Below are 26,477 nucleotides of genomic sequence, written 5' to 3' on the forward strand. Positions count from 1 at the left end.
CCCGTAGTCATCTGCTCCGACCCGCCCAGGACATTTCACCGTTTCACGGAACGCCGAAAGGCCCTGTTTCCTTGTTCCGACGCGATTTCGAACGGAAACCGCTCGCGTTCTTCCTGAATTTGCTCCAGCTTCCCGTTCTGACCGCTTATCGGCCAAATTACGGCTCAAGCAAGACGACCGATTGCCCCGCCGGCGGCTGGCCTACTGGAACGCTGTCTCGGAAAAGCTTCTGAGCTTGCGCGAATGCAGCCGCTCCATCGGCATTTCGGCGAGCTTCTCCATCGCCCTGATGCCGATGGTGAGATGCTGCGCCACCTGCCGCTTGTAGAATTCGGTGGCCATGCCGGGTAGCTTCAGCTCCCCGTGCAGCGGCTTGTCGGAGACGCACAGCAGCGTCCCGTAGGGCACACGGAAGCGGAAGCCGTTGGCGGCGATGGTGGCCGATTCCATGTCGAGCGCGATGGCGCGCGACTGCGACAGACGCTGCACCGGTCCGCGCTGGTCGCGTAGCTCCCAGTTGCGGTTGTCGATGGTGGCGACGGTGCCGGTGCGCATGATGCGCTTGAGATCGTAGCCGGACAGGCCGGTGACTTCGGCGACCGCTTCCTGCAGCGCCACCTGGATCTCGGCCAGCGGCGGGATCGGCACCCAGACAGGCAGGTCGTCGTCCAGCACATGGTCTTCGCGCACATAGGCGTGCGCCAGCACATAGTCGCCCAGCGCCTGCGTGTTGCGCAGGCCCGCGCAATGGCCGAGCATGACCCAGGCATGCGGCCTCAGCACAGCGATATGGTCGGTGATCGTCTTGGCGTTGGACGGGCCGACGCCGATATTGACCATAGTGATGCCGCCATGGCCGGGCTTCTTCAGGTGATAGGCCGGCATCTGCGGTAGGCGCTGCGGCGGCGTGCCTTCGCTCGGCGAGCCGGCTCCGGCCTTGGTCACGACATTGCCCGGCTCGACGAATTCACTGTAGCCGCCTCCACCGCTCTCCATCAGTTCGCGAGCCCGCGCGACGAATTCGTCGATGTAGAACTGGTAATTGGTGAACAGCACGAAATTCTGGAAATGTTGCGGGCTGGTCGCCGTGTAATGCGTCATGCGGTGCAGCGAATAGTCGATGCGTTGCGCGGTGAACGGCGCCAGCGGCCGCGGCTCGCCGAACGCCACCTCGAAGGTGCCGTTGGCGATCTGGTCGTCGGTGCCGTCGAGATCCGGCACGTCGAACAGGTCGCGAATCGGCCGCTTGATGCGCTCGGCGGCCGCGCCGTCGACATAGGTGCCTTCCAGAAAGGCGAAATGCAGTGGGATCGGCGTGGTCGATTCCGACACCGTCACCATCACGCCGTGATTGCGCATGATGAGCTGTAGCTGCTCGACGAGATAGTTCTCGAACAGTTGCGGCTGGGTGATGGTGGTGGCGAAATGCCCGGGCGTCGGCATGTGGCCATAGGCCTGGCGCGAGTCGATCTGGCTGAACGAGGTCGTGGTGACGCCGATCTGCGGATAGAAGGCCCGGTAGCGCTTGCTCTCGTCACCGCCCGCGGCAAGGGCCGCGAAAGAATCGCGCAGGAACTTGGTGTTGCGGTCGTAGAGCGTCTGGAGCGCCGCAACCGCCTTCTTGGCGCCGTGGAACTCCTGCTTGCCGAAGGGCTCCGGCATGACGACCGATTCGATGGCTTGGGGGTAGATTCGCTTTTCCATGGCCCAATATAGAGATTTGGAAGAGCGGTTGGGAGGGGTGAGCGGACGGGAACCGTAGCCCAGCAGGAGATTTTTGTTATCGCTCGGATTGAAGGTGTGTCGAGATTCAGGTCAGGCCGAGTCGAGAATGGTGGTTTCCGAGAACCGGAGCGGAGCGTACTCAATGTACGTGAGCACCGGAAGCGCAGGAAGCCGCCTTTCGCAGGCCGGCCTCACCTGAATCTCGACACACCTTACCCGCGCTGCAGGCTGATCAGCAGCACAAAGCCCACGCTGGTGTTCTTGTGGGCCGGCGCCTCGATCGTGTGGCCCGTATCGGCGCGCATCATAGGCACCGCCAGCACCGGCGCGGCGAGCAGCATCAGGATGAGCATCGCCCGCGGCAGCAGCCTGAGGATATTCATTGCGGTGGCGCCGGTGCGGTTCATTTTGGTGGTATCCGATTCTCAACGTGGTCGATTTTCAGCTTTGTCGTTTCGGCGCGTCATTTGGTTCACGGAGCCGAGAACGAAGCCACGGGCCGTTCCCACAAGCGGGCCGAGTGGCCGCCCTCGGCCACCAGGATGGCGAAGAACATGCCGAACAAGCTCATCAGCAGGCAGACGATGGTGAAGCGACGCGCGAGCATTTCCCTCTCCTTCAATGCGGGAGAAAATGCCTGACGGCCTCTGAACCGGTTCTGAGACCGGTATTCATCTGCGGTTCAAATTGATTGACAAGGACTTGAAAGGGCGCGGGAGACTTGGTGCGGGTCAGCGAAAGCGCTGACGCTGCAAAGAAAAACGGGGCCGCTTAGACCCCGTTTGGACGATCTGAGATTGGCGATCAGAGCTTGTGCCAGGTCTGGCTCTTGCAGATCAGGCCGCCGAGCACGCAACCGCTCATCTTGAGCGTCGTGCCTGTAAGGGTCGCCTTGCCGGAATAGGTCTTGTCGTTCGCCGGGTCGGTGATGCTGCCGGCATATTTGTTGTCGCCGGCCGCTTTCAGAGAGCCGATGGTCTTGCCGGCATATTTGCCTGTCTTGAGCGTGATGGAGAATGAGCCGCCGCCGCCGATCGTCGCGGTCTCGCCGGATTGCGTCTTCCAACTGCCTTCGATCGGGTCGGCCCACGCGGCACCCGCCATTATCAAGGTGGCAGCCAGGGCCAGGCTCATCGTTCGAAACATCTTGTCCTCCTCCCAATGGGCATGCGGCGGGCTCCGGTCCGCCTTCCCTTACGCAAAGGTAAAGCTAATCCAGCTCCGGCCAAAACGAAAGCGGTGCCGCCACGGAAGGTCGTAAGGATTTTCGCGCCGGCTATCGCCCGAAATAAACGAAACCCGAAAAGCGCTTTGGTTTCCGTGGTTAGCGAAGTCTTGATTCCGATCGCGGCAATTTTCGTCGAATTTGATGCAAAATGGCTGAAACGCTGGATTCCCATGCTTAACGAATTTCTGCGTTTACCTCTTGTTTTAGCTTTGTTTTCCTCAAATTAAGCACGCCATTTAACGACGGATTCAAAGCCAGGCTTCATCCTCGAAAGCATCGAAAGAGCGGCTCGCCCCGAGGGACACCAAGGGAAAAAGGAGGCAGCTCTCGGGAGCCAGACAGGGGATTGAAATGGCACGCTTTGAAATGCTCGAAGACGGCTTCGGCGCCATGGGGGCGACCGCCCAGGCCGACATTCTTTTCGAACTGGGCATGATGTATGCGACCGGCCGCGATTGCGAGACCGACGTCGTTGCCGCCCACAAATGGTTCAACATCGCCGCAATCAAGGGCTCGGTCCGCGCCGCCGAGCTACGCTCGGAACTGTCGGCCACCATGTCGAAGCTCGAGATCGCCAAGGCGCTGCGCGAAGCGCGCGAATGGATGACGATGCACTGATCCCGCGGGTGTAGCGCTCGAAAGTCTTCAGGGGAAAAGGCCGCGATAAGACGGCCGATCAACAACAACAAGAATGCAGAGGGCGAACTCGCCCGACTGCGCGACAAGACAGGGAAGCGAGCGGGTTTCAGGCGTGGGGCCGTCTGGGGAGCTCGACTGCAAAAGCCGCGACCGGCCGAAAACAAGGCCGGCGCGGCTTTTTGCATTACGCGAGGTAATCACGGGGCGCGTGGCCCAAGCAATCCCGGCCGAAATGAACCAAAAGCTTCTGAATTGTCCTCTCGACAGTTTCAGCGAAGGGTGAAATTGTCCCGGCTCTGTGAAGGAAGCGCGGCCGGGATGGCCATGCGCAAGTGGAGGAGTTCTTATAGTCATGAAAAAATTGGGTATTTTGAGCGCGGCCGCATTTGGTCTGATGATGAGCGCGCCGGTTGCCTTCGCCGACGACATCACCATTTCGGTGGTCGGCCCGATGACCGGCCAACTCGCCACCATCGGTGACCAGTTCAAGCAGGGCGCGCAGGCTGCCGCCGATGCGATCAATGCCGCCGGCGGCGTCAACGGCTCCAAGATCAAGCTCGACATCGAGGATGACCAGTGCGATCCGAAGCAGGCTGTGTCGGTGGCCAACCGCATCGTCGCCAATGGCGTCAAGTTCGTCGACGGCCATGCCTGTTCGGGCTCGAGCATTCCGGCCTCGGCCGTCTATGCCGAAGCCGGCACGTTGATGATGAGCCCCGCCTCGTCCAACCCGGTGCTGACCGACGCCGCCGCCAAGGCGGGCTGGCCGACCATCATGCGCCTTTACACGCGTGACGACGCGCAGGGCGCCTTCATCGGCCCGTGGATCGCCAAGAAATATGCCGGCAAGAACGTCGTCATCCTGCACGACAAGAGTGCTTACGGCCAGGGCGTCGCCGATGCCGTGAAGGCGACGATGAATGCCGGCGGCCTCAAGGAAGTCGACTACGAAGGCATCAATGCCGGCGAGAAGGACTATTCGGCTCTGGTCACCAAGCTGAAGCAGCTCAAGGCCGACGTCGTGTATTTCGGCGGCTACCACCCGGAGGCGGGGTTGATCCTGCGTCAGTCGGCCGAGCAGAACGTCAAGTTCCAGCTGATCATGCCGGACTCGATCGCCTCGCCGGAATTCTGGCAGGTCGCTGGCCCGGCCGGCGAAGGCACCATGTTCGTCTTCCCGTCGGACCCGCAGGCCAAGCCGGAAGCGAAGGACGCGGTCGCCAAGATCAAGGCCGGCGGCTTCACGCCTGAAGGCTTCACGTTGTTCTCCTATGCCGTGATCCAGGCCGTGGCCGAAGGCGTCAAGCGCGCCGGCAGCGACGATCCGGCCAAGGTCGCGGAGGCGCTCAAGGACGGCAAGCCGATCAGCACCGTCGTCGGCGACGTCATCTTCGACGAGAAGGGCGACCTGAAGAACGCCAGCTACGACATCAACCAGTGGCACGACGGCAAATACGCGCCGATCAAGCCGTAAGTCGGTTCTGCAGCTATCGAGGAAATGGCCGGGCTCGTCCCGGCCATTTTCTTTAAATCAGGTCTGACTGTCCTCGACAAAGCGCACCAGCACCGTGCCGTCGCTGACCTGCGCGCCTTCGGCCATGATCTCGGCGATCACGCCGTCATGCGGGGCGGCGATCGTGTGCTCCATTTTCATCGCTTCGAGGATCAGAAGCGGTTGGCCCTTGATCACGGCATCGCCCGCTGCGGCCCGCACCAGCTTGACCAGCCCCGGCATCGGCGCGCGCAGGCTGCCCGAAGCGGCTCCGGCTTCGTCGGCCTTTGCGAGAGGATCGGGAACCGTGAAGGTGTAACCGACCGCGCCCTCGAAGACGGTGACGTGGCCGGGCCAGCGGACGGCGCGCGGCATGGTCCTCAGATCATGCGTGTTCACCGCGTCATGCGGCACTTCCAGCGCCACCTGGAAGCGGCCGTCCGGCCGTGCCGAAACCCTGGCCAGAATGTTCTCCTCGCCGTGGCGCAGGTGGATGCGGCGCGCGAGCGTGTGGAAATGGGCGTAGCCTGAAAGCGTGGACCACGGATCGGCGGCGGGACCGGGCGCGCCGGCATCCGTCGCGGCAAGCGCCGCAGCTGCGATCGTCTCATCGCGCGGCGCGGGAACGGCGGTGAGCGCTTCCTGATGCCGGCCGATCAACCCGGTATCGACATCGCCGGCGGCGAAATCGGCATCGGCGGCGAGCGCCGCCAGGAAGGCGGTGTTGACGGTCGAACCGGCCACTTCCGTCCGCGCCAGCATCTCGCGCAGGGCATTGAGCGCCGAGGCCCTGTCCTTGGCATGCACGACCAGCTTGGCGATCATCGGATCGTAGAAAGGCGAGATCGCATCGCCGGCGCGTACGCCGGTCTCGATGCGCATCGCGGCGTTTTCCGGCGCCGCGTCGGGGAATTTGAGATGGTGCAGGGTGCCGGTCGCCGGCAGGAAGCCTTTCGCGGCGTCCTCGGCATAGAGGCGCGCCTCGAAAGTGTGGCCCGACAGAGTGATTTCATCCTGCGTCTTCGGCAGTTTTTCGCCAGACGCGACGCGCAACTGCCATTCGACCAGATCGACGCCGGTGACCATCTCGGTGACGGGGTGTTCGACCTGCAGCCGCGTGTTCATCTCCATGAACCAGAAGCGGTCGGCTTTCAGTCCTTCGGAAGCATCGACGATGAATTCGATCGTGCCAGCGCCCGAATAATGGATCGCCTTTGCGGCCTTCACGGCCGCTTCCGTCATCGCCTTGCGCAGTTCCGGCGTCATGCCGGGGGCGGGCGCCTCCTCGATCACCTTCTGGTGGCGGCGTTGCGCCGAGCAGTCGCGTTCGAAAAGATGCACCGCATTGCCGAAATTGTCGCCGAACACTTGGCACTCGATATGGCGCGGCTTGTCGACATATTTTTCGACGAGCACGCGATCGTCGCCGAACGCAGCTTTCGCTTCGCGCCGCGCTCCGGAAAGTGCTTCCGAGAAATCGTCGGGGTGGTCGACGCGCCGCATGCCCTTGCCGCCGCCGCCGGCGCGCGCCTTGATCAGAACGGGGTAGCCGATCTCGCGCGCCTTGGAGGCAAGCAACACGATTTCCTGCGCTTCGCCGTGATAGCCGGGCACCACCGGCACGCCGGCCGTTTCCATCAGCCGCTTGGCGGCGTCCTTCAATCCCATGGCACGGATCGAGGCGGCGGAAGGGCCGATGAAGACGAGGCCTGCCGCCGTCACCCGGTCGACGAAGTCGGGATTTTCCGACAGGAAACCGTAGCCGGGATGGATGGCTTCGGCACCGGTGGCGAGTGCCGCGGCCACGATCCTGTCGCCCCGCAGATAGCTTTCTGCGACGGGCGAGGGGCCGATATGCACCGCTTCGTCGGCCATCTGGACATGCAAAGCCTTGGCGTCGGCGTCGGAATAGACGGCCACGGTGCGCACGCCGAGCTTGCGGGCAGTGCGGATGACGCGGCAGGCGATCTCGCCGCGATTGGCGATCAGGATCTTGCCGAACATGGGGCCTCCCGGCTTTGCTTGGGGCGGCACCAGTCCTGCAGGCGCCGGCCTATTTCGAAGCGGCGATGGCGCAGCCGCCGCTCGCGGTTCTGACCTTCCACTTTTTCAGGCCGTATTGGCAGTTGCGCAAGGCGATCTCTTCCGCCGCCTTCTGGGTCGGCGCGTTGAGTTTCGCGCCGCAGATTATGTAAAGATCGACGACGCGCGAATAGAAGGTCGTCGCATAGGCCGAATGCCCGCTCGCCGCTTTGTAAGCGAGATAGGCTTTGTAGCAAGCTTCCTTTGGATCCAGCGACAAATTCGGAGCAAACCGTTTGTTGCCGATCTTGCCCGCCAACGATTCTGCCGCCACGGGGGCAGGCACCGCAAATATTAGAAGTCCGAAAAGTATCCAGGCAATCGACTTGCCGCAATATTTCAAGATCATTTCCACCCAACCCCATTCGCCCAATGCAAGATGAGGAATAACGAATATCTTTCACCTGCGCCACCAGGCGTCTGGAAATTCGCATTTGCCTGCATTGAGGAATCGGTTGGCCCATAAGTTCAGCCTTCACCTGTATCAGCAACGGTCCGCCGGTAAACCTCCGCCGTCTGCTCATCGAAGCAGCAGAAAGTAATGACATCCGGCACCGCGTTTTCCCGCAGGAAGGTGCTTACGGTGCCGACGGCGATCTCCGTAGCCTGGTCTTTCGGATAGCCGTAAATACCGGTCGAGATCGCCGGAAATGCCACCGTCTGGCAATCATGGTCACGCGCGATTTCGAGCGAGCGCCGGTAACAGGAGGCGAGCAGCTCGGCTTCGCCCTTGCTACCGCCTTGCCAAACCGGGCCCACCGTGTGGATGACATAGCGCGCCGGCAGGCGATAGGCTTTGGTCAGCTTGGCGTCGCCGGTCTTGCAGCCGTGAAGCGTGCGGCATTCGGCAACCAGCTCGGGCCCTGCCGCGCGGTGAATAGCGCCGTCGACACCGCCGCCACCGAGCAGCGAGGAATTCGCTGCGTTGACGATCGCGTCGACCGCGAGCCTGGTGATGTCGCCGGTGTGGATGCGGATCCTGTCGCCGAGAGCGCTCATCATCACATCCTGAACACGCCGAACTTCGTCTCCTCGACCTCCGCATTGAGCGCCGCCGAGAGGCTGAGCGCCAGCACGTCGCGGGTCCTGGCCGGATCGATGATGCCGTCGTCCCAGAGCCGCGCCGAGGAATAGAGCGGGTGGCCCTCATGCTCGTATTTCATCAGGATCGGCTTCTTGAACTTCGCTTCCTCCTCGGCGCTCCATGCACCACCCTTGCGTTCGATGCCCTCGCGCTTGACCATGGCGAGCACCGTCGCCGCCTGCTCGCCGCCCATCACGGAGATGCGCGCGTTCGGCCACATCCACAGGAAGCGGGGCGAATAGGCGCGGCCGCACATACCGTAATTGCCGGCGCCGAACGAGCCGCCGATGATCACCGTGAGCTTCGGCACCTTCGCGGTGGCGACCGCCATCACCAGCTTGGCGCCGTCCTTGGCTATGCCGCCGGCCTCGTATTTGCGGCCGACCATGAAGCCGGTGATGTTCTGCAGGAAGACCAGTGGAATGCCACGCTGGCAGCAGAGCTCGATGAAATGAGCGCCCTTCAGCGCGCTTTCGGAAAACAGCACGCCGTTGTTGCCGAGAATGCCGACCGGCATACCGTGCAGATGCGCGAAGCCGGTGACCAACGTCGTGCCGTAGTTCTGCTTGAACTCGTCGAACTCCGAGCCGTCGACGAGACGCGCGATCACTTCGCGCACGTCATAGGGCTGGCGCAAATCCGTCGGCACGACGCCGTAGAGTTCCCGCGGATCGTAAAGCGGTTGAATCGGCTTCTGCAAATTCAGGCTTAGGGCCTTGTTCCGATTCAGGTTCCGGATGATGCGCCGGCAAATGGCCAAGGCATGTTCGTCGTCCATGGCGTAGTGGTCGGCGACGCCGGAAAGCCTAGTGTGGACATCGGCGCCGCCGAGTTCCTCGGCGCTGACATCCTCGCCGGTCGCGGCCTTCACCAGCGGCGGGCCGCCGAGAAAAATGGTCGCCTGGTTGCGCACCATGATCGTCTCGTCCGACATCGCCGGCACATAGGCGCCGCCCGCCGTGCAGGAACCCATCACGCAGGCGATCTGCGGGATGCCGGCCGCCGACATGTTGGCCTGGTTGTAGAAGATGCGGCCGAAATGCTCTCGGTCGGGGAAGACCTCGTCCTGGTTCGGCAGATTGGCGCCGCCGCTGTCGACCAGGTAGACGCAGGGCAGGTTGTTCTGCAGCGCGATCTCCTGTGCCCTGAGATGCTTCTTCACCGTCAGCGGATAATAGGTGCCGCCCTTCACCGTGGCGTCGTTGACGACGACCATCACCTCGGTGTCCTCGACCCGGCCGACGCCGGTGATGATGCCGGCCGCTGGAATGTCCTCGCCATACATCGACCACGCCGCGAACTGACCGATCTCGAGGAAAGGCGAGCCGGTGTCGAGCAATTGCGCCAGCCGCTCGCGCGGCAGAAGCTTGCCGCGCGAGACGTGGCGTTCACGCGCCTCATCCGAGCCGCCGCGCTCGACGCTTGCAGCCTTCTCGGCGATGTCGTCGACCAGCGCCCGCATGCGCTCGGCATTGACTCGGAAGGTGTCGGAGGAGGGGGAGATTTGGGTTTGCAGTGTGGCCACGTTAAACCCCCTCCGCCATGATCTCGCGTCCGATCAGCCAGCGGCGGATCTCGCTGGTGCCGGCGCCGATCTCGTAGAGCTTGGCGTCGCGCAGCAGCCGTCCCGTCGGGTAATCGTTGATATAGCCGTTGCCGCCGAGCAGCTGGATGGCGTCGAGAGCCATCTGCGTCGCCTTTTCTGCGGCGAAGAGCACGCAGCCGGCGGCGTCCTTGCGCGTGGTCTCGCCGCGGTCGCAGGCGGCGGCCACCGCATAGACGTAAGCGCGCGCAGCGTTCATCGTCGAATACATGTCGGCGAGCTTACCCTGTACCAGCTGGAACGTGCCGATCGGCTGGCCGAACTGCTTGCGCTCATGCACGTAAGGCACAGCGACGTCCAGGCAGGCCGCCATCAGCCCGATCGGTCCACCGGAAAGCACTGCCCGCTCATAGTCGAGCCCCGACATCAGCACCTCGACGCCGCGTCCTTCTTCATGCAGCACGTTCTCGAACGGCACCTCGACATCCTTGAACACCAGCTCGCCGGTATTGGAGCCGCGCATGCCGAGCTTGTCGAGCTTCTGCGCCACCGAAAAGCCGGCCATCGTCTTTTCCACGATGAAAGCGGTGATCCCGCGCGAATGGCGCTCCGGATCGGTCTTGGCATAGACCACCATCGTTCCGGCGTCGGGGCCATTGGTGATCCACATTTTCGAGCCGTTGAGCACATAGCGGTCATTGCGCTTTTCGGCGCGCAGCCTGAGCGACACCACGTCCGAGCCGGCGCCCGGTTCCGACATCGCCAGCGCGCCGACGGTCTCGCCCGAGCAAAGGGTAGGCAGATACTTCTCCTTCTGCGCTGGCGTGGCCCAGCGGTTGATCTGGTTGACGCAGAGATTCGAGTGCGCGCCATAGGAGAGGCCGACCGAGGCGGACGCGCGCGAAATCTCCTCCATCGCCACGACATGCGCGAGATAGCCCATGCCGCTGCCGCCGAAATCGGGGTCGGCCGTGATGCCGAGTAGGCCGAGCGCCCCGAGTTCGGTCCACAGATGCGCGGGAAACTCGTTGGAGCGGTCGATCTCGGCCGCGATCGGCGCGATCCTGTCCTGGGCGAAGCGCCGCACCGTATCGCGCAACGCCTCGATATCCGGATCAAGTCCGAAGCTGAGCGTGTTCGTGTACATGCCGTTCCTCCCTGCGCACCCCCCGGTCTTCGCGGGGACCATGCCTCAATCAGAGCGCCACGGCGGCGCGCCCGGAAGGACGCGCGGTGCCATGGCTGATTGTCGCGCCGACAAGGCGCATTGTCATCGAAAGATATGATGCCGTGACTTCGGCGATCGACAGCCGCGCGCCCGGACGGAACCAGACGATGACGCCGGTCATCATCTGGATCAGCGCCATGGCGGTTAGCCCGGTGTCGTCGACCTGAAAGACACCGGCCTCGGCGCCGTCGCGCAGGATCATGCGCAGCTCCTTTTCATAGGCCGTGCGCATCTTGAGGATCTGCGTCAGCCTTTCATGCGACAGGCTGCGCAACTCCATGTTGGAGACATGGGTGGCGTGGCGCCGCTCGATGTGGAAGGCGATGTGGTTCTCGACATAGGCTGCAAGCCGGGTGACCGGATCGGCGTTGGCCGGTCGCGCCGCGCTCCAGGCCTCGAGCAGACCTTCCATATGCTCACGCATCAGCGTGAACAGAAGATCCTCCTTGGTTGGAAAATAGCGGTAGAGCGCGGCCGCCTGCACGCCGACCTCCGCCGCCAGCTGTCGCATCGACATCGCCTCGTAGCCCAGCCGCGCGATCAGGCTGACTGCCGCTTCGCGGACGGCGGCCTCGGTCTTTTCCCCATCGGAACCTGTAGTGCGCGCCACGCTTACCTCCGGTACCCGCCGCGGCATTAATAAAACGAACGTTCAATTAATTCAAGATGTGCCATGCACTTGTCCCCCGCTATGGTTTGCAGGACAAGATGAGGCTAGAGCATGATCCCGAAAAGTGGGAACCCGTTTTCGGAGAAAGATCATGCTCCAACAAAGAGTTAGATCGTGAGGGCGATTCAACGAAACGCCATCACGTCTAGACGATGATCCTGAAATCCACGGGCGCGTCGTCGGCCGCTTCCTCGATCTCGACCTTCGAGACAAGCGCGCCCCGCGGCCCTTGCCACAGGCGTTCAATCATTGCCGTGACGGCGCCATCGGCGCCGGCGATCAGTGCGGTGACCGAGCCGTCGCGCTCGTTGCGCACCCAACCCGTCAGCCCAAGACGCACGGCTTCGCCTCGTGCCCAGACGCGGTAGCTCACGCCTTGCACCGCACCGGAAACGCGCGCCCGAACGATTCTGTGTTCGCCCTGCATTGCCTTATTCCGCGTTGCACTTGGCGGAATCTGGCACGGCAAAGGGCAAAGGCAACAAGGGACTGGATCAGTTCCCCCGCGCCGCCGCCAGGGCGCCCGGCAGTTCCTCGGCGAAGATGTCGAGCTCATGGTCTAGGCCGACGCTCACCCTTATGCAGCGGTCGAGCCGTGGCGCCATCGGCTTGCGGATGAACACGTCGCGCGACAAGAGGTTCTGCATGACCTTCAGCGCGAAGGCGCCGTCGCGGCCGCAGTCGATGGTGACGAAATTGGTCGCAGACGGCAACGGCTTGAGATCGTTCTGCCTGGCGATGGTTGAAATGCGCTCGCGGCCCGCCGCCACGCGCGCCACCACCGACCGCAAATAGTCCTGGTCGGCAAGCGCCTCGAGGCCGGCGATCTGCGCCATGCGGCTGACGCCGTAATGATTGCGGATCTTCTCGAAATCGCGGATCACCTCCGCTTCCGCGACCGCATAGCCGCAGCGTATGCCGGCCAGTCCGTAAGCCTTGGAGAAGGTGCGCATGCGGATGACGTTCGGCCGCGCGACATCGATCGCCGGCAGCGCGGAGGCCGGTCCCAATTCGCCATAGGCCTCGTCGAGCACCAGCATGGTGGTTTCCGGCAGCGCTTCGATGAAGCGGACGACATCCGGTGCCTCCCACCAGCTTCCCATCGGATTGTCGGGATTGGAGAGATAGACCAGCGGCGCCTTTTCGCTCGCGACCTTGGCGAGAAGCCCGTCGAGATATTCCTTATCGTTGGCATAGGGGACCGTCACCAGCCGGCCGCCGACGCCGGCAATGTGGAAGTTGAAGGTGGGATAGGCGCCGAGCGAGGTGACCACGGCTTCGCCGGGACCGACATACATGCGCGCTACCAGGCCGAGCAGGCCGTCGATGCCTTCGCCCACGACCACGTTTTCGACGGCCACGCCGTGATGCGCGGCGGCCGCCACCTTGAGTTCGTAATTGTCGGGATCGCAATACATCCACTGGTCGCGGGCAACGCTCTCCATCCGGGCGATGACGCGCGGCGAGGGGCCGAAACTGCTTTCATTGGCGCCGATGCGGGCGCGGAACGGCCGCCCGCGCTCACGCTCCTGCGCCTCCGGACCGACGAACGGCACCGTGGTGGGAAGCGCGCCGATGATCGGCGTGAGGGAAGGGCGACGAAGCATGGCACAGGCTCGCGTAGAAAGGGGCGTTCTTGCTAGCGTGATCCCCCGACCGGCGCAAGCTTGGGTGGGACCCGCTGGCGAGGCATGGTCTCGAGCGGGCTGGATTCCGGCGGCTTCTTTTGCTAGCGAAACGCCATGAACAACCGTCTCCCACCCGCCTGGGCCAAACACATCAAGTCCGGTCCGGCGCCCAAACCCCGATTGCCGCAAGCGAATCCCTCGAGACCGGACGCACGCGCGCAGTCCGACGACCTGCTGCTGAAGCAAGCTTATGAGCATAAGCAGGCCAAGCGTCCGGAGCAGGCTCAGGATCTGTGCCTGCAGGTTCTGGCGCGCACGCCGAACCATCCGGGCGCCCTTTTTATCATGGGAACTATATGCCTGGGCTATGACGACGAGACGGCGTTGCAATATTTTGCCCGCGCCATCGCGGAGGAGCCGCGCAATGCCTATTATCACCTCAGCCTGGGCGACGCCTATCTTAAGGTCGGCGAACACTCGCCGGCGATCGAGCATATGCGATACGCCCTGGAACTGCAGCCCGATCTTGTCGCGGCTCTTTGTGCCTTGGGCCGTGCCTATGTGGAATCCGATAAGCCAGACCTGGCTTTGCCGCTTTACGAGAAAGCGCTGAAAATCGACCCCGATCACCCCGAGATCAGAGTGGGGATGGCCAATGCCCTCAGCAGCGTGGGCCGCATGGATGAAGCCGCCGCCTGTCTGAACCAGGCGATAGAGCGGCGCATGGACCTGCCGGGCGCCTATTACCGTCTTGCGCATACGCGGAAGTTCACTCAGGAGCCTCCGGAACTCCGGGCCATTCTTCGTGAACTTGGCAATGCGAAACTCGGACCGGACGGCGCTCGGCTGCTCCACCATGCCGCCGGCAAGATGCTCAACGATCTCAAACGCTACGATGAAGCGTTCGATCATTTCCGGAAGGCGAGACAGGCTTCTCAACCATTCGACATCGACCGGTATCGTCGGTGGGTCGACGCGCTGATCGAGGTCTTCACACCGGGGCTATTTGCCGCCGCCGAGCACAGCTTTGGCGATTCCTCCGAACAGCCGGTTTTCGTGGTCGGCATGCCGCGCTCCGGGACGACGCTGACGGAACAGATCCTGGCCAGTCATCCCGATGTCTACGGCGCGGGGGAGCTTGCCAAATTGGGGCGAGTTGCGAATGCCATCGGCCTCAAGCCCTCATTGGCTGGCAAGTTAAGCGGGATTGTCGATTCGATCACGCCGGAACTGTCGAAAACGCTCGCCATGGAGCATTTGTCTTATCTTGCGAAACGGTCGGCCACGGCGCTGCGTATCGTCGACAAGATGCCGCACAATTTTGAGCTAATCGGCCTTATTGGCCTGCTCTTTCCCAAGGCGCGCATCATTCACTGTCGTCGCGACGCCATCGACAATTGCATTTCCTGCTTCGTTCTGCCGTTCAATGGTTATCACAGCTACAGCAATGACCTGAGAACCCTGGGCTTGTACTATCGCGAATATGACCGCTTGATGCGGCATTGGAATGAAGTGCTTCCAGGCCGCATCTTCGAGAATCGCTATGAGACGCTCGTTGACGACCAGGAGGCACAGTCGCGCCGGCTGATCGACTACATCGGCTTGCCGTGGGACGATGCCTGCCTGCGCTTTTTCGACAAGGAGGGTTCCGTGACCACGGCGAGCCGTTGGCAGGTCCGGCAGCCGATCTACAAGACATCGGTCAAGCGCTGGAAGAACTATGAAAACGAAATTCAGCCGCTGATCGAGGCGCTTGGCGATCTCGCGGATACTTGAACGACAGGCTCGCGCTCACCAAGCTTTGACTGGATTCCTTCGGCGGTTATTGATAGCAGACCGGATGAGCAATCGTCTGCCGCCTGCCTGGTCAAAACACCTCAAATCCGGCGCTGCGCCGAAACCCAGATGGCCCCAGGCAAACCCGCCACAGCCAGGCCTGCCGAAAGCAAATTCGTTCGCGCGCGCGCAGGCCGATGATGCGCTGCTGAAGAAAGCTTATGAGCATCAACAGGCCAAACGGTTTGCTGAAGCGCAGGATTTATGCCTTCAGGTGCTGGCGCGGACGCCGAACCATCCGCTGGCCCTATACATCATGGGCACGGTTTGTCTGGGCTATGACGACGAGGCGGCTCTGCGCTATTTCGCGCGCGCGGTCGCCGAAGACCCGAAAAATGCATATTACCATCTCAGCTTCGGCGAAGCCTATGCGAGAGTGAGTGAATTCTCGGCAGCCATCAGGTACATCCGGCATGCCCTGGAAATACAGCCCGATCTTGTCGAGGCCCTTTGCGCCCTGGGGCGTGTTTATACCGAGTTCGACAAACCTGACCTGGCATTGCCGCTTTATGAGAAGGCGCTGAAGATCAACCGTGACCATCCCAAGGCGCGTATCGGGATGGCTGCTACGCTAACCGGCCTGGGACGTATGGACGAGGCCGGCGCCTATCTCAATGAGGCCATCGAACGACGCGTCGACGTAGCGGCCGCTTACTACGAGCTCGTGCAGAGCCGGAAATATAGCGAGGAGCCCCCGGAACTCCAATCGATCCTTCGAGAGCTCGACCGTCCGGGGCTCAACGCGGAGGCGGTGCAGAGCCTTCACTATGCCGCCGGTAAAGTGCAGAACGACCTCAAGCGCTACGCGGAAGCATTCGACCATTTCAACAAGGCCAAGCAGGCCGCCGGCCACAAGTTCGACATCGATCAGTATCGTCGTTTCGTGGACTCGATGATTGAAATCTTCACGCCCGGCCTGTTTGCTGCCGCGTCCGGCTTTGGCAATCCTTCCGATCTCCCTGTGTTCGTGGTTGGCATGCCTCGTTCCGGAACGACGCTGACGGAACAGATCCTGGCCAGTCATCCTGGGGTTCATGGCGCGGGAGAACTTGAAAAATTAAGGCGGGTGGCAAATGCAATCGACCTCAAATCGTCGGCTGACGATTTGGGCAAGGCCGTCAATTCTCTTACGCCGGAGCTGGCCAGGACGCTGGCCGAAGAGCATCTATCCTACCTCAGGGAACGGGCGCCTGCCGCGCTCCGGGTCGTCGACAAGCAGCCGCACAATTTTGAGCTGATCGGTCTTATCGCCCTCCTGTTCCCCAATGCGCGAATCGTTCAGTGTCGTCGCGATGCCATCGACAATTGCGTGTCATGCTATGTCTTGCCGTTTAGCCCGGCGCACAGCTACAATACCGACCTGAAGGTACTCGGCCAATACTATCGGGAATATGACCGCCTGATGCATCACTGGAACGAGGTTTTGCCAGGTAGTATCTTCGAAAATCGCTATGAGACGCTTGTCGAGAATCAAGAGCCACAGTCGCGCCGGCTCATCGATCATCTCGGCCTGCCTTGGGACGACGCATGCCTGCGCTTCTTCGATAGGGAAGGGGCGGTCACCACGCCCAGTCGCTGGCAGGTCCGCCAGCCGATCTACAAATCGTCCGTGAAGCGGTGGAAGAATTACGAAAGTGAGATCCAGCCCTTGATTGAAGCCTTGGGCGACCTCGCCGAGGTTTGACTTCGATCACGGGGTGCGGCTGCTCCGGTTTGCCGTCTAACGGAATCCAAAGCTTTCCACCGCCGCTGCGCCGCAATCGGGTCGAACGCCTGGTGGCACTGCACAGGGACTTTGACCGCCCAGCTCGGTTTGCGCTGGCAGGTGGCACGCCCTGGAGATTGGCCGAAACGCCCATCGCGATCGTTATTCTGTGGTCTGCGCCGCGTAGCTTTGCTCCTTGCTCCACCATTGACGAGATTGGGGCGGCTTCGACCACCCGAACCGCGCAGCGCTTTTGAGACACCCATCCAAACAAAAAGAAAACCCGGCGGTTGCCCGCCGGGTTCTCCCGTCTCTCCAGAGATATCTGGTCCTAGAAGTCGCGCTGGAAGCGGATGATGCCGCCGACGGAGTTCTTCTTCTCGGCGCCAGCCCAAACGTTGCCGGCGGCAATGGCGCCCGAACCGACGTGCTGGTAATCGACTTCGGGCGTGATCGTGAAGCCAGGAACGACGGTGTAAGCCACGTTGGCGGCGATACCGTAGTCCTTCCACTGGTCACCCGACACCTGAAGGTTGAACGACGCCTTGTCGCTGAACTTGTAGGTGCCGCCAGCCCAGAAGCCCCAGTGACCGCCCCACGGCTTGTAGAAGCCGCGACCGAACGCCGGGTCTGCGCCGAGATCGTTAAGCTTTCCTTCGCTGGCGTAGCCGAACATGCCGAACAGCGACAGCTGGTTGTTGATGTTCACATCCAGGCGAACCTTGCCGGACACATATTCGTAGTTGCTGTCGTAGGCGACGACGCCGACGACATCACCCCAGCCCTGCGTGTACTTCACGCCGCCCACGACATGCGGAACATAGCTGTCGATCGTGCTGCGGCCATAACCGTAGGTGCCAGTACCCCGGGCGAGCGCGCCGCCGCCGGAACCCTCTTCGAGAGAGGCCATCGCCGAGAAGCCGTTGCCGGCGTCGAAGTAGTACTGAACGACACCGGTCTTGAACCCGCCATAGGGAACGATAGTGTCGTTGATGACGTTGCCGGCGTAGCCGACGAACGTGTCGAATGCCGATTCGTCCAGGCCCACCCGCAGGCCGCCAAGCTGAATCCAGGCAAAGTGCATATCGAAGCTGTTATGAGCACTATTGCCAGCCCCGTTGTCGAAGGGCGAATTTTGGAAGTTCATGCGCGTTTCGGTATAGGTCTTCAACGTGCCGAGTTCCGTTTCCTGGCCGGTCCAGGTCTTCAGCGTGAAGCGGGCGTCCTTGTACCAGGTGCCCTGGTTCTTGCCGGTGACGACGTCGTCGGCGCGTGCGCCGGTGAAGGTGCCGACATCGCCGAAGCCGGCGTCATAGCGGACATAACCGCCGATGCGCAGGCAGGTCTCTGTGCCCGGGATGTAGAAGTAGCCGGAGCCGTACACGTCGCAGATCTTGACGTATTCGGCGGGTTCCGGCTCGGCGACGGTCACCGCGTCGGCGGCGCGAGCACCGGAAACTGCGATCAGGGCCGCAGCTGAGCCGAGAAGAAGGCTCTTGATGTTCATTTTCTGACCTCCAGTCAGAATCGAGTGGAAGCGTTAGGCGTCCTCCGTCGAAATCACCATCAATGCTTTGTTATTGCTTTCTTTTTCGCCTTAGGCAGCGAAGCCAAAGGTATTTGCTCGGGCGATTGCGCGTCCGGTTCCCGGTGTGCGACGGGAGTTTGAATGAGTCGCCGGGACTTGGCTCGAAAAGGCTGCGCAAGCCCCGATCTGCCGCTCATGATCCGATGTCATGCCGGTACGGCGCCCGCTGTCGCAGCTGCCGGACCAAGGATTTTTCGGCGATTATGGCCCCGGCTTGTTGATTGTCCCCGCGCTTTTCTTTATCCAGCGGCGCAACGGAGAGGTGGCCGAGTGGTCGAAGGCGCTCCCCTGCTAAGGGAGTAGAGGTCAAAAGCTTCTCGTGGGTTCGAATCCCATCCTCTCCGCCATCTTCCCCCGCGCCGCGCGCGACAAATCTTCCCTTGCAAGGCGATTCTCTGGCAACAACCTGGCAGCGCGACTCGCCAGACCGCCACAATGCAGCCAGTTGATCGCCGGATTCGCCCGGATTCAGGGCCCAAGGGCCTCGATGGTTAACGAGAGCTTTCTGAGTGAGGCCAAATCGTGTCATTTGTGCAACAACGCCCGGCGATAGCGCCCGGACAGCCCTTGCGGCGGTACGATCGTGGTTGAACGGCGCCGGCTCATGGGTAATGTCAGCTTCGAAGGAGCGGCGCGGTGCGCATCTTTTTCGGTAGTGGGGATGGGGCAGGGAACGCTGTCCTTCAGCAAAAAATACCCAGACCCGTTTTTTAACTTTTGACTGGAGGTCAGAAAATGAACATCAAGAGCCTTCTTCTCGGCTCAGCTGCGGCACTGATCGCAGTTTCCGGTGCTCGCGCCGCCGACGCAGTGACCGTCGCCGAGCCGGAACCGGCCGAATACGTCAAGATCTGCGACGTCTACGGCGCTGGCTACTTCTACATCCCGGGCACCGAAACCTGCCTGCGCATCGGCGGCTATGTTCGCTATGACGCTTCGGCTGGTGAGCGGGGCTCGTTCACCGGTCGCGGCACCACCGACGTCATGGACGGCGACTCGCAGCGTTCGTGGCACAAGAACGCCCGCTTCGCGCTGAAGACCTGGACCGGTCAGGAAACCGAGCTCGGCACCCTGAAGACCTACACGGAGACCCGCTTCGACTTCAGCGACGGTGCTTCGTCGGTCAATACCCACTTTGCTTGGGTCCAGCTCGGCGGTCTGCGTATCGGCGCTGACGAATCGGCCTTCGATACCTTCCAGGGCTATGCCGGCGCGGTCATCAACGATACGATCGTGCCTTACGGCGGCTTCGACACCAACCTGATCAGCTACACCTTCGATGCTGGCAACGGCTTCTCGGCGATCATCTCGTTCGAAGAGGGCAATTCGTACGGTGGCTATCACGACGCAAGCCCTCGTACCACTGACGGCACCGGGACGTTCCCGGGTAGCGAACTCATCGACAGCTACGTGCCGCATATCGTCGGCGGCGTGAAGTGGACGCAAGGCTGGGGCGGCATCAGCGGTGTCGTCGCTTACAACAGCAACTGGGAAGAGTGGGCCGGCAAGGTTCGCTTGGACGTGAACGTCAACGATGCCTTCTCGCTGTTTGTCATCGGCGGCTACGGCACGGACGACAACGCTCCACGCAACTTCTACAAGCCGTGGGGCGGCAATTGGGCTGTGTGGGGCGGTGGCACCTACAAGTTCAACGAGAAGACGTCGTTCAACCTGCAGGTTTCGTATGACGAAGCCAAGGAGTTCGGTCTGGCGGCGAACGTTGCCTACACGATCGTTCCTGGCTTCTCGGTCATCACCGAACTCGACTGGGCTCACAACGACCACGACAACAACGACTACAACTGGACGAACATCGCTCCGGGCAAGAAGAACGCCCTCGGTGGTTTCGTCCGCTTCCAGCGCGACTTCTAAGGGCTGGTATCCTACAGGTGAAATCCGGCCCGGGCGCTTCCACGCCCGGGCCGTTTTTGTTTTCGCGATTGCTGCAATCAACGAAAGGATGGGGGTGAATACGGTAAGCTGACGATCCCGTAGGGCGGTTTCGTGGGATTCGCCTCCTGGCGGATGGAATCACAACTGCGTGATCAAAACTCTTGAAAGGATGCTCCCGAGCGGTTAGGGCTGGTCCCTTAACCACAGGGGGTGTGGCTAGAAATGTCGAACGAAGCGGTTCAAGAGGCCGAGGCCTCTGGTCATTTTGCGTTCTTTTCTTCTCAGAATTCGAAGTTTAACTACACGTATAACAAGGTCAGAGAAGTAAGATCGTATAGGGTCGGAGAGCTTTTCGCAGCTTATCGAGATATACTCTGGGATGATGGGCGGCATAAATACAATGTCAGCTCTTTCATCGGTGAAATAGACGAGATCCTGCTCGGAGAGCGTTTCAGCACCTTTGACCAGAACACCCTGGACAATCTTATCGGTACATTGCGCCAGCGCGGCAACAGCAACGCAACCATCAATCGCAAGATGGCTGCCCTCAGCAAATTGCTGCGTAAGGCGCATAAGATGGGAGATATCCACAGCCTGCCCGAGTTCCGCCGCCAGAAGGAGCGGGCGGGACGGATTCGTTTCCTCGAAAGGGACGAAGAGGCGAGGCTGTTCGCGGCAATCAGGAGCCGCAGCGAGGATGCCTATAGGCTTTCCGTCTTCCTGATCGATACCGGCTGTCGTCTCGGCGAGGCACTCGGCCTGATCTGGAACGACATCCAGGAACACCGGGTCTCCTTCTGGATCACCAAATCCGGGCGCAGCCGCACCATTCCGATGACCGAACGCGTCAAGGAAGTGATCAAGCTTCCGCCGAACACGGAAGGGCGCCGACCGAAAGGCCCGTTCACCAAGCTGACCCAGGCGCAGTACCGTGCGATCTGGAACGAAGCGAAGACGGAAGTCGGTCTCGGCGCCGATGAACAGGTGGTGCCGCATATCTTGCGTCACACTTGCGCTTCACGCCTCGTCCAGGGCGGTATCGACATAAGGCGCGTCCAGATGTGGCTGGGCCACCAGACATTATCGATGACCATGCGTTACGCGCATCTGGCCACCAACGATCTCGACGGCTGCGTCGTCGTTCTGGAAAAGCCGCGCGGCGGTGAAGCCTCGCCGCGGTCGGCGGAGAACTCTGTGTTCGCGTCGCCCCTCACCACGCCGACCTCTGCCCCATCGTCTCGGAAAGCGAAAGGGTCGGAACCGGTCAAGGCGTCCCGCAAGCGCTCGAAAGGCGAATAGGCTGTCGGATCGGCGCCGCTGGCGCGTAAAAATTCTATACTTCAGCACAAAGCCCGGGGGCCGATAAGTCTCGGGCTTTACTTTTCGTTGACCTGATTTTCTTCTCGATCGAGGAATGCGGCGATCTTCTCCGGCAAATCGCCGGTTTCGAGGAAGGGCGCGTGGCCCTGACCTTCGGCGGTGATCGTTTCCATGCCGGGATGCCGCTTCTGCATCTCGTTAAGCGTTGCCGTGGAAAGCAGCTTCGAGTTTGCGCCGCGAATGGCAAGCAGCGGAATGGCCGCAAGCGGGTCGAATTGCGGCCACAGATCCGGCAGTGGCTTGCCGAAGTCGATGCCGGCCAGCGTGTCGACCAGGGCCGGATCGAAATCCGGCACCCAGCCGACCTCCGTCTCGCGGCAGATTGCCCGGACCATTCGCGCCCAGTCGGCGTCGGCTAGCGCCGAGAAGTCGGCGCCATGCACGCGCCGCTGCGCATCCACCGCCCCGGCGAAGGTCTTCGGTTTCGGCGCGCGGTCGAGATAGGAGCGGATATGGGCAAGGCCCTCCGCCTCGATCACCGGGCCGATGTCGTTCAGCACGATGGCCTTCAGCACGGCAGGCTTCAATGCGCCGAGCACATGGATGATGAGGCCGCCGCGCGAGGTGCCGATGAAGGCGGCCTGCTCGACGTCGAGCGCGGACAGTCCGGCAAGCACGTCGCCGGCTTCAACCCCGACATTATAGTGGCCGATATCGGGATCGTGGTCCGATTGCCCGCGTCCGCGATAGTCGAAGGCGACGACCTTGCGCGGATTCTTGGCCCCATTGGAAAGATAGAGGGCCAGTTCATGGAAGTCGCGCGCGTTACGCGTGAGGCCGGGCAGGCAAACGACCGGCCAGCCCTTGCCATTCGCCTCGCCATAAATCCGGGCGTGGAGCTTCAGGCCGTCAGGCGCGGCGTAGAAAAAGTCAGAAAAGCCGTCGCTCGCCATCGGAATACCGCTCCTCGCTGGGGATGGCCGACAGCTACAGGCGAGGGCGGGAATCGTCAAATGAGTAGTTCTTTCCTTCTCCCCCAAGGGAGAAGGGAATGGCGCTGCCTCAGCTGCGTCCGTTCACAAGGTCCCCTACGATGTCGTATTTCCCCGAAATGCGCATCCTGTAGACCTCGTAATTCTCCATCACGCGCTGCACGTAACTTCTTGTTTCCGTGTACGGAATCCGCTCGATCCAATCGACGACGGCGTCCACGTCCTTGCCACGCGGATCGCCGTATTTCGCTACCCATTGGGCGGCGCGGTTCGGGCCCGCATTGTAGCCGGCGAAGGTCAGCACATAGGAGCCGCCGAAGCGGTCGAGCTGCTCGCCGAGGAAAGCCGAGCCCAACGTCGCGTTGTAGCCGGCATCGCTCGTCAGCCGCGCCTGCGAGAAACTCATGCCGGCCTTCTTCGCCAGCTGCTTGGCCGTGCCCGGCATCAACTGCAGCAGGCCGCGCGCGCCGGCGCTGGAAACGGCGCCGACGTTGAACTCGCTTTCCTGGCGGGCGATCGCATAGGCAAGCGCCTTACCCGACCCCGAAATATTGGCCGAATCGGGAATGACGCCCAGCGGATGCGACAGCGCGCCGACATCTATGCCGCGCTGGGCGGCGATCTTGCCGACCTTCAGCGCCATGAAATGGTTGCCCTGACTTTCGGCCAGCACCGCAAGCAGCGCCAGTTCGCCCGGGCTGGTCAACTGTCCGGCAAGGTCGCGGTAGAGCGTTTCGGCGTAGCGGTCATAGCCCGCCTCCTGCAGCCGCTTGATCGCGGCGACCGCCTCGCGGCCGTCAAAGCTCTGGCGGTCGGCGGCGCTCGGTTTCGGATAGACGATGTTGAGCGTCCTCAAGCCCACGCGCTCGCCCGCGAGCTGGCCGTAGAAGGTGGTGCCGTAGCTGGCCGCGCGCGTGAAATAATCCTTGGCGCTGCCCGGGCCGCCGACTTCCGCCGCGCGGCCGAGCCAGTAATAGGCGCGCGACAGCGACACCGGTCCCTGCGCGAGCTCGGCGATGCGCTTGAAGTGGATGGCGGCGGTCGCCGGATCGTTGAGGCCGCGCAGTGCGTACCAGCCGGCATGGAATTCAGCCTCGGCGGCATTGGCCGGGCTTTCGGCCGCGTGCATGGAGACGATTTTGTAGGCGGTTTTCATGTCGCCCTGGTCGACCAGCTCGCGCGAGAGCACGCGGCGTTCGACCCACCAGGCATCGGGATCGACCAGCGCATCGCGGTCCGCCGGCGCCTTCATCACGACAGCGGCGGCATCGGCGAATTTCTGCTGCCTGCGCAGATATTCCGCCTCGGCGAAGAAATAGCCTGCCGAGCGCTGCGCAGCGGGCACCGCCCTCAACAGCTTGGCGGCGTTTTTGTCGCCCTTGTCGACTGCCGCCCACGCATCCGCCAGCGGCTGCGCGCCGGCGAGGCCGGCGACCCGTAGCGCCGAGGACGGCCGGTCGGCATAGAACATGCGCTCCATGCGGTAGCGATGGTCGGCCGCCGGGATAAGCGTGCCGAACTCCTTGATGATGGCGTTCTCATCCTTGGCTTCCAGCTTCTCGCTGCGCCAAAACGGCACCAGCACCGCGCGAGCGGCGGCCTGGTTGCCAAGCGCCACCTGCGAGCGGGCAAGGATGATGACGCCCTCCGGCGTCAGTGGCTGGCTGCGGCCGAAAGCTTGCACCACCACTTGCGGCGGTGGATTCTCGCGATAGAGCGCGCGCTCGCTGTTCTTGCGCAGCGCGATGGTGCCCGGCCACCCGGGAAGCATCTTGGCGGCGTCGGCAATCTCGCCGCTCGGCACCTGGTCGCCGCCATAAAGCGCGATCGCCCAGGCCAGGATATGCCGGTCGAGCGAAATGGCGGGCAGCGTGTCGCGCGCATTGCGCGCCCCGACGATGTTGTTGGCGGCGAGCGCGTCGAGGCCGCTCTTCAGTTGCGCTATATCGGCGGACGGAGCGGTGGGGCCGGGCGCCGGCGGTGCATCGGGAGCCGGGATCGAGGCAGTCACGCGCGCGTCGACGCTGCCGCCGATCGCCATGCCTGGCATCAGCGCGACGATCGCGCCCAAAAGCGCGAAGAGATGAGGCCGCCTCGTCGGCATTTTACGACCCTAGCACATTGTCAGCAGGCGCGGGCACTCGAGAACCCGATGCGAAGCCTAAACTTAGGTCGTGAAGGGCTCGTAAACAAAAGGTTATCAAGGCCGTTCGAATTGCGCTTGCTGGCACCATAGTGATCCTTGCCGCTGAACAATGTCGAGACTATGGTGCGCGGCTTCGCTTTCGGTTAGAAGGCGCGCGCACAAGATACCGACGTATGTCGCCCAAAGTGGAAACCGGTTTTGGGATGAAGACATGCATAAACAAACGAAGTTCCAAGGAGTTTGGACGATATGCTGAGAGGCTCGCTCACCGCGCTCGTGACACCGTTCGAAAAGAGCGGGCGCTTCGACGAGAAAGCCTTTCGCGCTTTCGTCGAATGGCAGATCGCCGAGGGCACCAAGGGCCTCGTCCCGGTCGGCACCACCGGCGAGTCGCCGACGCTCTCGCATGAGGAGCACCGCCATGTCGTGAAGGTCGCCATCGAGGTGGTCAAGGGCAGGGTTCCGGTCGTGGCCGGCGCGGGCTCCAACAACACCGAGGAAGCGGTAGGCCTGGTGAAGTATGCCGAACAGGCCGGCGCCGATGCCGCCCTTGTCGTCACGCCTTATTACAACAAGCCCACGCAGCGCGGCCTTTATGAGCATTTCGCCGCCGTCGCCCGCGCGACCAGGCTGCCGATCATCATCTACAACATCCCGCCGCGCTCGGTGATCGACATGTCGCCCGAGACGATGGGCCGCCTGGCGCATGACTTCAAGAACATCGCCGGCGTCAAGGATGCCACCGGCAAGGTCGAGCGTGTCTCCGAGCAGCGCATGACCTGCGGCAAGGACTTCATCCAGCTCTCCGGCGAGGATGCTTCTGCGCTAGGCTTCAACGCCCATGGCGGAGTCGGCTGCATCTCGGTGACGTCCAACGTCGCGCCGCGGCTCTGCGCCGAGTTCCAGGAAGCCACGCTCTCCGGCGACAGCGCCAAGGCGCTCGAGCTGCAGGACCGGCTCCTGCCGCTGCACAAGGCGATCTTCATGGAGCCCGGCGTTTCGGGGTCGAAATATGCGTTGTCGAAGCTGGGCAAGATCGAGAACGTGGTGCGCTCGCCGCTAGTGACGGTCGAGCCCTCGACCGCGGAAAAGATCGACGCGGCGCTGAAGCACGCCGGCTTGATTAATTAGTGATGAGGCGCCACCTCTCCGCATTATGAATCAAGTCAAGAAAGCCGACCCGAACAACAGGACGGTCGCCGAAAACCGCAAGGCGCGCTTCTCCTACGAGGTGCTCGACACGATCGAGACCGGCCTGGTGCTGACCGGCACCGAGGTCAAGTCGCTGCGTCAGGGCCAGGCCAACATCCAGGAGAGCTACGCCTCGGCCGAGGGCGGCGAGATCTGGCTGATCAACTCCTATCTGCCGGAATATCTGCAGGCCAACCGCTTCAACCACGAGCCGCGCCGGCGCCGCAAGTTGCTGGTCTCCAAGCGCGAGATGGCGAAACTCTCGCAAAGCGTCGAGCGCGAGGGCATGACGCTGGTGCCGCTGAAGATCTATTTCAACGATCGCGGCCGCGCCAAGCTGCTGCTCGCGATTGCCCGCGGCAAGAAGCTGCACGACAAGCGCGAGACCGAAAAGCAGCGCGATTGGTCGCGCGAGAAGGGCCGGCTCTTGAAGGAGCGCGGCTGAGCCTCCAGGGCTGGCAGCGCCGGCCGCCCGAAAAAGCCGCCG

Annotated in this window: 23 protein-coding genes and 1 tRNA gene; 9 read left to right on the forward strand and 15 right to left on the reverse strand. The window is 62.3% G+C overall.

Going from position 1 to position 26,477, the window contains the following annotated elements; translation table 11 throughout:
• Positions 1-201: 201 nt before the first annotated feature.
• The 4 genes from FJW06_RS23780 to FJW06_RS23790 form a co-directional block, all read right to left on the reverse strand.
• Entirely contained in the window at positions 202-1,662 is a 1,461-nt protein-coding gene (locus tag FJW06_RS23780; protein ID WP_246674812.1) for an AMP nucleosidase, read from the reverse strand.
• Positions 1,663-1,937: 275 nt separating this feature from the next.
• A complete protein-coding gene (locus tag FJW06_RS23785) occupies positions 1,938-2,132 on the reverse strand; it encodes a hypothetical protein (RefSeq protein ID WP_140755085.1) in 195 nt (64 codons plus the stop codon).
• Between the two features lie 65 nt (positions 2,133-2,197).
• Entirely contained in the window at positions 2,198-2,332 is a 135-nt protein-coding gene (locus tag FJW06_RS30875) for a hypothetical protein (protein WP_281404898.1), read from the reverse strand.
• Between the two features lie 197 nt (positions 2,333-2,529).
• Positions 2,530-2,871 carry a DUF2147 domain-containing protein gene (locus FJW06_RS23790; RefSeq protein WP_140755087.1) on the reverse strand — a complete coding sequence of 114 codons (342 nt, stop codon included), beginning with the start codon at positions 2,869-2,871 and terminating at the stop codon, positions 2,530-2,532.
• A gap of 433 nt (positions 2,872-3,304) precedes the next feature.
• Here FJW06_RS23790 and FJW06_RS23795 point away from each other — a divergent pair, with 433 nt between their 5' ends.
• Both FJW06_RS23795 and FJW06_RS23800 read left to right on the forward strand, forming a co-directional pair.
• Positions 3,305-3,571 (forward strand): sel1 repeat family protein, encoded by a 267-nt coding sequence (locus tag FJW06_RS23795; RefSeq protein WP_140755089.1) that lies wholly within the window; start codon positions 3,305-3,307, stop codon positions 3,569-3,571.
• Positions 3,572-3,944: 373 nt separating this feature from the next.
• The gene (locus FJW06_RS23800) at positions 3,945-5,066 is read left to right on the forward strand and encodes an ABC transporter substrate-binding protein (protein ID WP_140755091.1); all 1,122 of its coding nucleotides are present in this window, start codon (positions 3,945-3,947) and stop codon (positions 5,064-5,066) included.
• A gap of 57 nt (positions 5,067-5,123) precedes the next feature.
• On the opposite strand, the gene FJW06_RS23805 is transcribed toward FJW06_RS23800, so the two are convergent.
• The 8 genes from FJW06_RS23805 to FJW06_RS23840 all read right to left on the reverse strand — a co-directional run bounded on the left by FJW06_RS23805 (position 5,124) and on the right by FJW06_RS23840 (position 13,298).
• Positions 5,124-7,088 carry an acetyl/propionyl/methylcrotonyl-CoA carboxylase subunit alpha gene (locus FJW06_RS23805; protein WP_140755093.1) on the reverse strand — a complete coding sequence of 655 codons (1,965 nt, stop codon included), beginning with the start codon at positions 7,086-7,088 and terminating at the stop codon, positions 5,124-5,126.
• A 49-nt stretch (positions 7,089-7,137) separates the two neighbouring features.
• Positions 7,138-7,515, reverse strand: coding sequence for a hypothetical protein (locus FJW06_RS23810; protein WP_140755193.1), 378 nt, complete (start codon positions 7,513-7,515; stop codon positions 7,138-7,140).
• Between the two features lie 119 nt (positions 7,516-7,634).
• Positions 7,635-8,165, reverse strand: a complete 531-nt coding sequence (locus tag FJW06_RS23815) for an O-acetyl-ADP-ribose deacetylase (protein ID WP_140755095.1) — start codon at positions 8,163-8,165, stop codon at positions 7,635-7,637.
• 2 nt (positions 8,166-8,167) lie between these two features.
• Entirely contained in the window at positions 8,168-9,775 is a 1,608-nt protein-coding gene (locus FJW06_RS23820; RefSeq protein ID WP_140755097.1) for a carboxyl transferase domain-containing protein, read from the reverse strand.
• 1 nt (position 9,776) lies between these two features.
• A complete protein-coding gene (locus FJW06_RS23825; RefSeq protein ID WP_140755099.1) occupies positions 9,777-10,940 on the reverse strand; it encodes an isovaleryl-CoA dehydrogenase in 1,164 nt (387 codons plus the stop codon).
• 49 nt (positions 10,941-10,989) lie between these two features.
• Positions 10,990-11,631: a TetR/AcrR family transcriptional regulator gene (locus tag FJW06_RS23830; protein WP_140755101.1), complete on the reverse strand. Its 642-nt coding sequence runs from the start codon at positions 11,629-11,631 to the stop codon at positions 10,990-10,992.
• Between the two features lie 205 nt (positions 11,632-11,836).
• The gene (locus tag FJW06_RS23835; protein WP_140755103.1) at positions 11,837-12,118 is read right to left on the reverse strand and encodes an acylphosphatase; all 282 of its coding nucleotides are present in this window, start codon (positions 12,116-12,118) and stop codon (positions 11,837-11,839) included.
• Between the two features lie 67 nt (positions 12,119-12,185).
• A complete protein-coding gene (locus tag FJW06_RS23840) occupies positions 12,186-13,298 on the reverse strand; it encodes a pyridoxal phosphate-dependent aminotransferase (protein ID WP_140755105.1) in 1,113 nt (370 codons plus the stop codon).
• A gap of 135 nt (positions 13,299-13,433) precedes the next feature.
• Here FJW06_RS23840 and FJW06_RS23845 point away from each other — a divergent pair, with 135 nt between their 5' ends.
• Both FJW06_RS23845 and FJW06_RS23850 read left to right on the forward strand, forming a co-directional pair.
• A complete protein-coding gene (locus tag FJW06_RS23845) occupies positions 13,434-15,095 on the forward strand; it encodes a sulfotransferase (RefSeq protein WP_140755107.1) in 1,662 nt (553 codons plus the stop codon).
• Positions 15,096-15,159: 64 nt separating this feature from the next.
• Positions 15,160-16,839 carry a sulfotransferase gene (locus FJW06_RS23850; RefSeq protein WP_140755109.1) on the forward strand — a complete coding sequence of 560 codons (1,680 nt, stop codon included), beginning with the start codon at positions 15,160-15,162 and terminating at the stop codon, positions 16,837-16,839.
• A gap of 352 nt (positions 16,840-17,191) precedes the next feature.
• On the opposite strand, the gene FJW06_RS23855 is transcribed toward FJW06_RS23850, so the two are convergent.
• Positions 17,192-18,367: a porin gene (locus FJW06_RS23855; RefSeq protein WP_140755111.1), complete on the reverse strand. Its 1,176-nt coding sequence runs from the start codon at positions 18,365-18,367 to the stop codon at positions 17,192-17,194.
• Positions 18,368-18,704: 337 nt separating this feature from the next.
• On the opposite strand from FJW06_RS23855, the gene FJW06_RS23860 reads away from it, so the two are divergent.
• The 3 genes from FJW06_RS23860 to FJW06_RS23870 all read left to right on the forward strand — a co-directional run bounded on the left by FJW06_RS23860 (position 18,705) and on the right by FJW06_RS23870 (position 21,640).
• Positions 18,705-18,795 (forward strand) — tRNA-Ser (locus FJW06_RS23860).
• Between the two features lie 388 nt (positions 18,796-19,183).
• Positions 19,184-20,320, forward strand: a complete 1,137-nt coding sequence (locus tag FJW06_RS23865) for a porin (protein WP_140755113.1) — start codon at positions 19,184-19,186, stop codon at positions 20,318-20,320.
• A gap of 243 nt (positions 20,321-20,563) precedes the next feature.
• A complete protein-coding gene (locus tag FJW06_RS23870; protein ID WP_140755115.1) occupies positions 20,564-21,640 on the forward strand; it encodes a site-specific integrase in 1,077 nt (358 codons plus the stop codon).
• A 77-nt stretch (positions 21,641-21,717) separates the two neighbouring features.
• Here the strand turns inward: FJW06_RS23870 and FJW06_RS23875 are convergent, their stop codons facing one another.
• Complete coding sequence (locus FJW06_RS23875) at positions 21,718-22,614, reverse strand: alpha/beta hydrolase (protein ID WP_140755117.1); 897 nt, start codon at positions 22,612-22,614, stop codon at positions 21,718-21,720.
• 109 nt (positions 22,615-22,723) lie between these two features.
• Positions 22,724-24,757, reverse strand: coding sequence for a lytic transglycosylase domain-containing protein (locus tag FJW06_RS23880; protein ID WP_140755119.1), 2,034 nt, complete (start codon positions 24,755-24,757; stop codon positions 22,724-22,726).
• Positions 24,758-25,048: 291 nt separating this feature from the next.
• Here FJW06_RS23880 and dapA point away from each other — a divergent pair, with 291 nt between their 5' ends.
• Together dapA and smpB are read left to right on the forward strand one after the other, a co-directional pair.
• A complete protein-coding gene (dapA, locus tag FJW06_RS23885) occupies positions 25,049-25,930 on the forward strand; it encodes a 4-hydroxy-tetrahydrodipicolinate synthase (protein WP_140755121.1) in 882 nt (293 codons plus the stop codon).
• Between the two features lie 25 nt (positions 25,931-25,955).
• The gene (gene smpB / locus FJW06_RS23890; RefSeq protein ID WP_041002108.1) at positions 25,956-26,435 is read left to right on the forward strand and encodes an SsrA-binding protein SmpB; all 480 of its coding nucleotides are present in this window, start codon (positions 25,956-25,958) and stop codon (positions 26,433-26,435) included.
• Positions 26,436-26,477: the final 42 nt, after the last annotated feature.

Origin of the sequence: Mesorhizobium sp. B4-1-3 (genome assembly GCF_006439355.1) — a bacterium.
In the GTDB taxonomy this organism is placed as follows: Bacteria; Pseudomonadota; Alphaproteobacteria; order Rhizobiales; family Rhizobiaceae; genus Mesorhizobium.

What these genes read in the sequence shown, in the direction of transcription:
- FJW06_RS23835 (WP_140755103.1), bottom strand. Translation starts at nt 12,118, where the DNA reads ATGCAGGGCGAACACAGAATCGTTCGGGCGCGCGTTTCCGGTGCGGTG.
- FJW06_RS23875 (WP_140755117.1), bottom strand. Translation starts at nt 22,614, where the DNA reads ATGGCGAGCGACGGCTTTTCTGACTTTTTCTACGCCGCGCCTGACGGC.
- FJW06_RS23780 (WP_246674812.1), bottom strand. Translation starts at nt 1,662, where the DNA reads ATGCCGGAGCCCTTCGGCAAGCAGGAGTTCCACGGCGCCAAGAAGGCG.
- FJW06_RS23880 (WP_140755119.1), bottom strand. Translation starts at nt 24,757, where the DNA reads ATGCCGACGAGGCGGCCTCATCTCTTCGCGCTTTTGGGCGCGATCGTC.
- FJW06_RS23840 (WP_140755105.1), bottom strand. Translation starts at nt 13,298, where the DNA reads ATGCTTCGTCGCCCTTCCCTCACGCCGATCATCGGCGCGCTTCCCACC.
- FJW06_RS23825 (WP_140755099.1), bottom strand. Translation starts at nt 10,940, where the DNA reads ATGTACACGAACACGCTCAGCTTCGGACTTGATCCGGATATCGAGGCG.
- FJW06_RS23855 (WP_140755111.1), bottom strand. Translation starts at nt 18,367, where the DNA reads ATGAACATCAAGAGCCTTCTTCTCGGCTCAGCTGCGGCCCTGATCGCA.
- FJW06_RS23800 (WP_140755091.1), top strand. Translation starts at nt 3,945, where the DNA reads ATGAAAAAATTGGGTATTTTGAGCGCGGCCGCATTTGGTCTGATGATG.
- FJW06_RS23795 (WP_140755089.1), top strand. Translation starts at nt 3,305, where the DNA reads ATGGCACGCTTTGAAATGCTCGAAGACGGCTTCGGCGCCATGGGGGCG.
- FJW06_RS23790 (WP_140755087.1), bottom strand. Translation starts at nt 2,871, where the DNA reads ATGTTTCGAACGATGAGCCTGGCCCTGGCTGCCACCTTGATAATGGCG.
- FJW06_RS23785 (WP_140755085.1), bottom strand. Translation starts at nt 2,132, where the DNA reads ATGAACCGCACCGGCGCCACCGCAATGAATATCCTCAGGCTGCTGCCG.
- FJW06_RS23815 (WP_140755095.1), bottom strand. Translation starts at nt 8,165, where the DNA reads ATGAGCGCTCTCGGCGACAGGATCCGCATCCACACCGGCGACATCACC.
- FJW06_RS23865 (WP_140755113.1), top strand. Translation starts at nt 19,184, where the DNA reads ATGAACATCAAGAGCCTTCTTCTCGGCTCAGCTGCGGCACTGATCGCA.
- FJW06_RS23805 (WP_140755093.1), bottom strand. Translation starts at nt 7,088, where the DNA reads ATGTTCGGCAAGATCCTGATCGCCAATCGCGGCGAGATCGCCTGCCGC.
- FJW06_RS23870 (WP_140755115.1), top strand. Translation starts at nt 20,564, where the DNA reads ATGTCGAACGAAGCGGTTCAAGAGGCCGAGGCCTCTGGTCATTTTGCG.
- FJW06_RS23810 (WP_140755193.1), bottom strand. Translation starts at nt 7,515, where the DNA reads ATGATCTTGAAATATTGCGGCAAGTCGATTGCCTGGATACTTTTCGGA.
- FJW06_RS23845 (WP_140755107.1), top strand. Translation starts at nt 13,434, where the DNA reads ATGAACAACCGTCTCCCACCCGCCTGGGCCAAACACATCAAGTCCGGT.
- dapA (WP_140755121.1), top strand. Translation starts at nt 25,049, where the DNA reads ATGCTGAGAGGCTCGCTCACCGCGCTCGTGACACCGTTCGAAAAGAGC.
- FJW06_RS30875 (WP_281404898.1), bottom strand. Translation starts at nt 2,332, where the DNA reads ATGCTCGCGCGTCGCTTCACCATCGTCTGCCTGCTGATGAGCTTGTTC.
- smpB (WP_041002108.1), top strand. Translation starts at nt 25,956, where the DNA reads ATGAATCAAGTCAAGAAAGCCGACCCGAACAACAGGACGGTCGCCGAA.
- FJW06_RS23850 (WP_140755109.1), top strand. Translation starts at nt 15,160, where the DNA reads ATGAGCAATCGTCTGCCGCCTGCCTGGTCAAAACACCTCAAATCCGGC.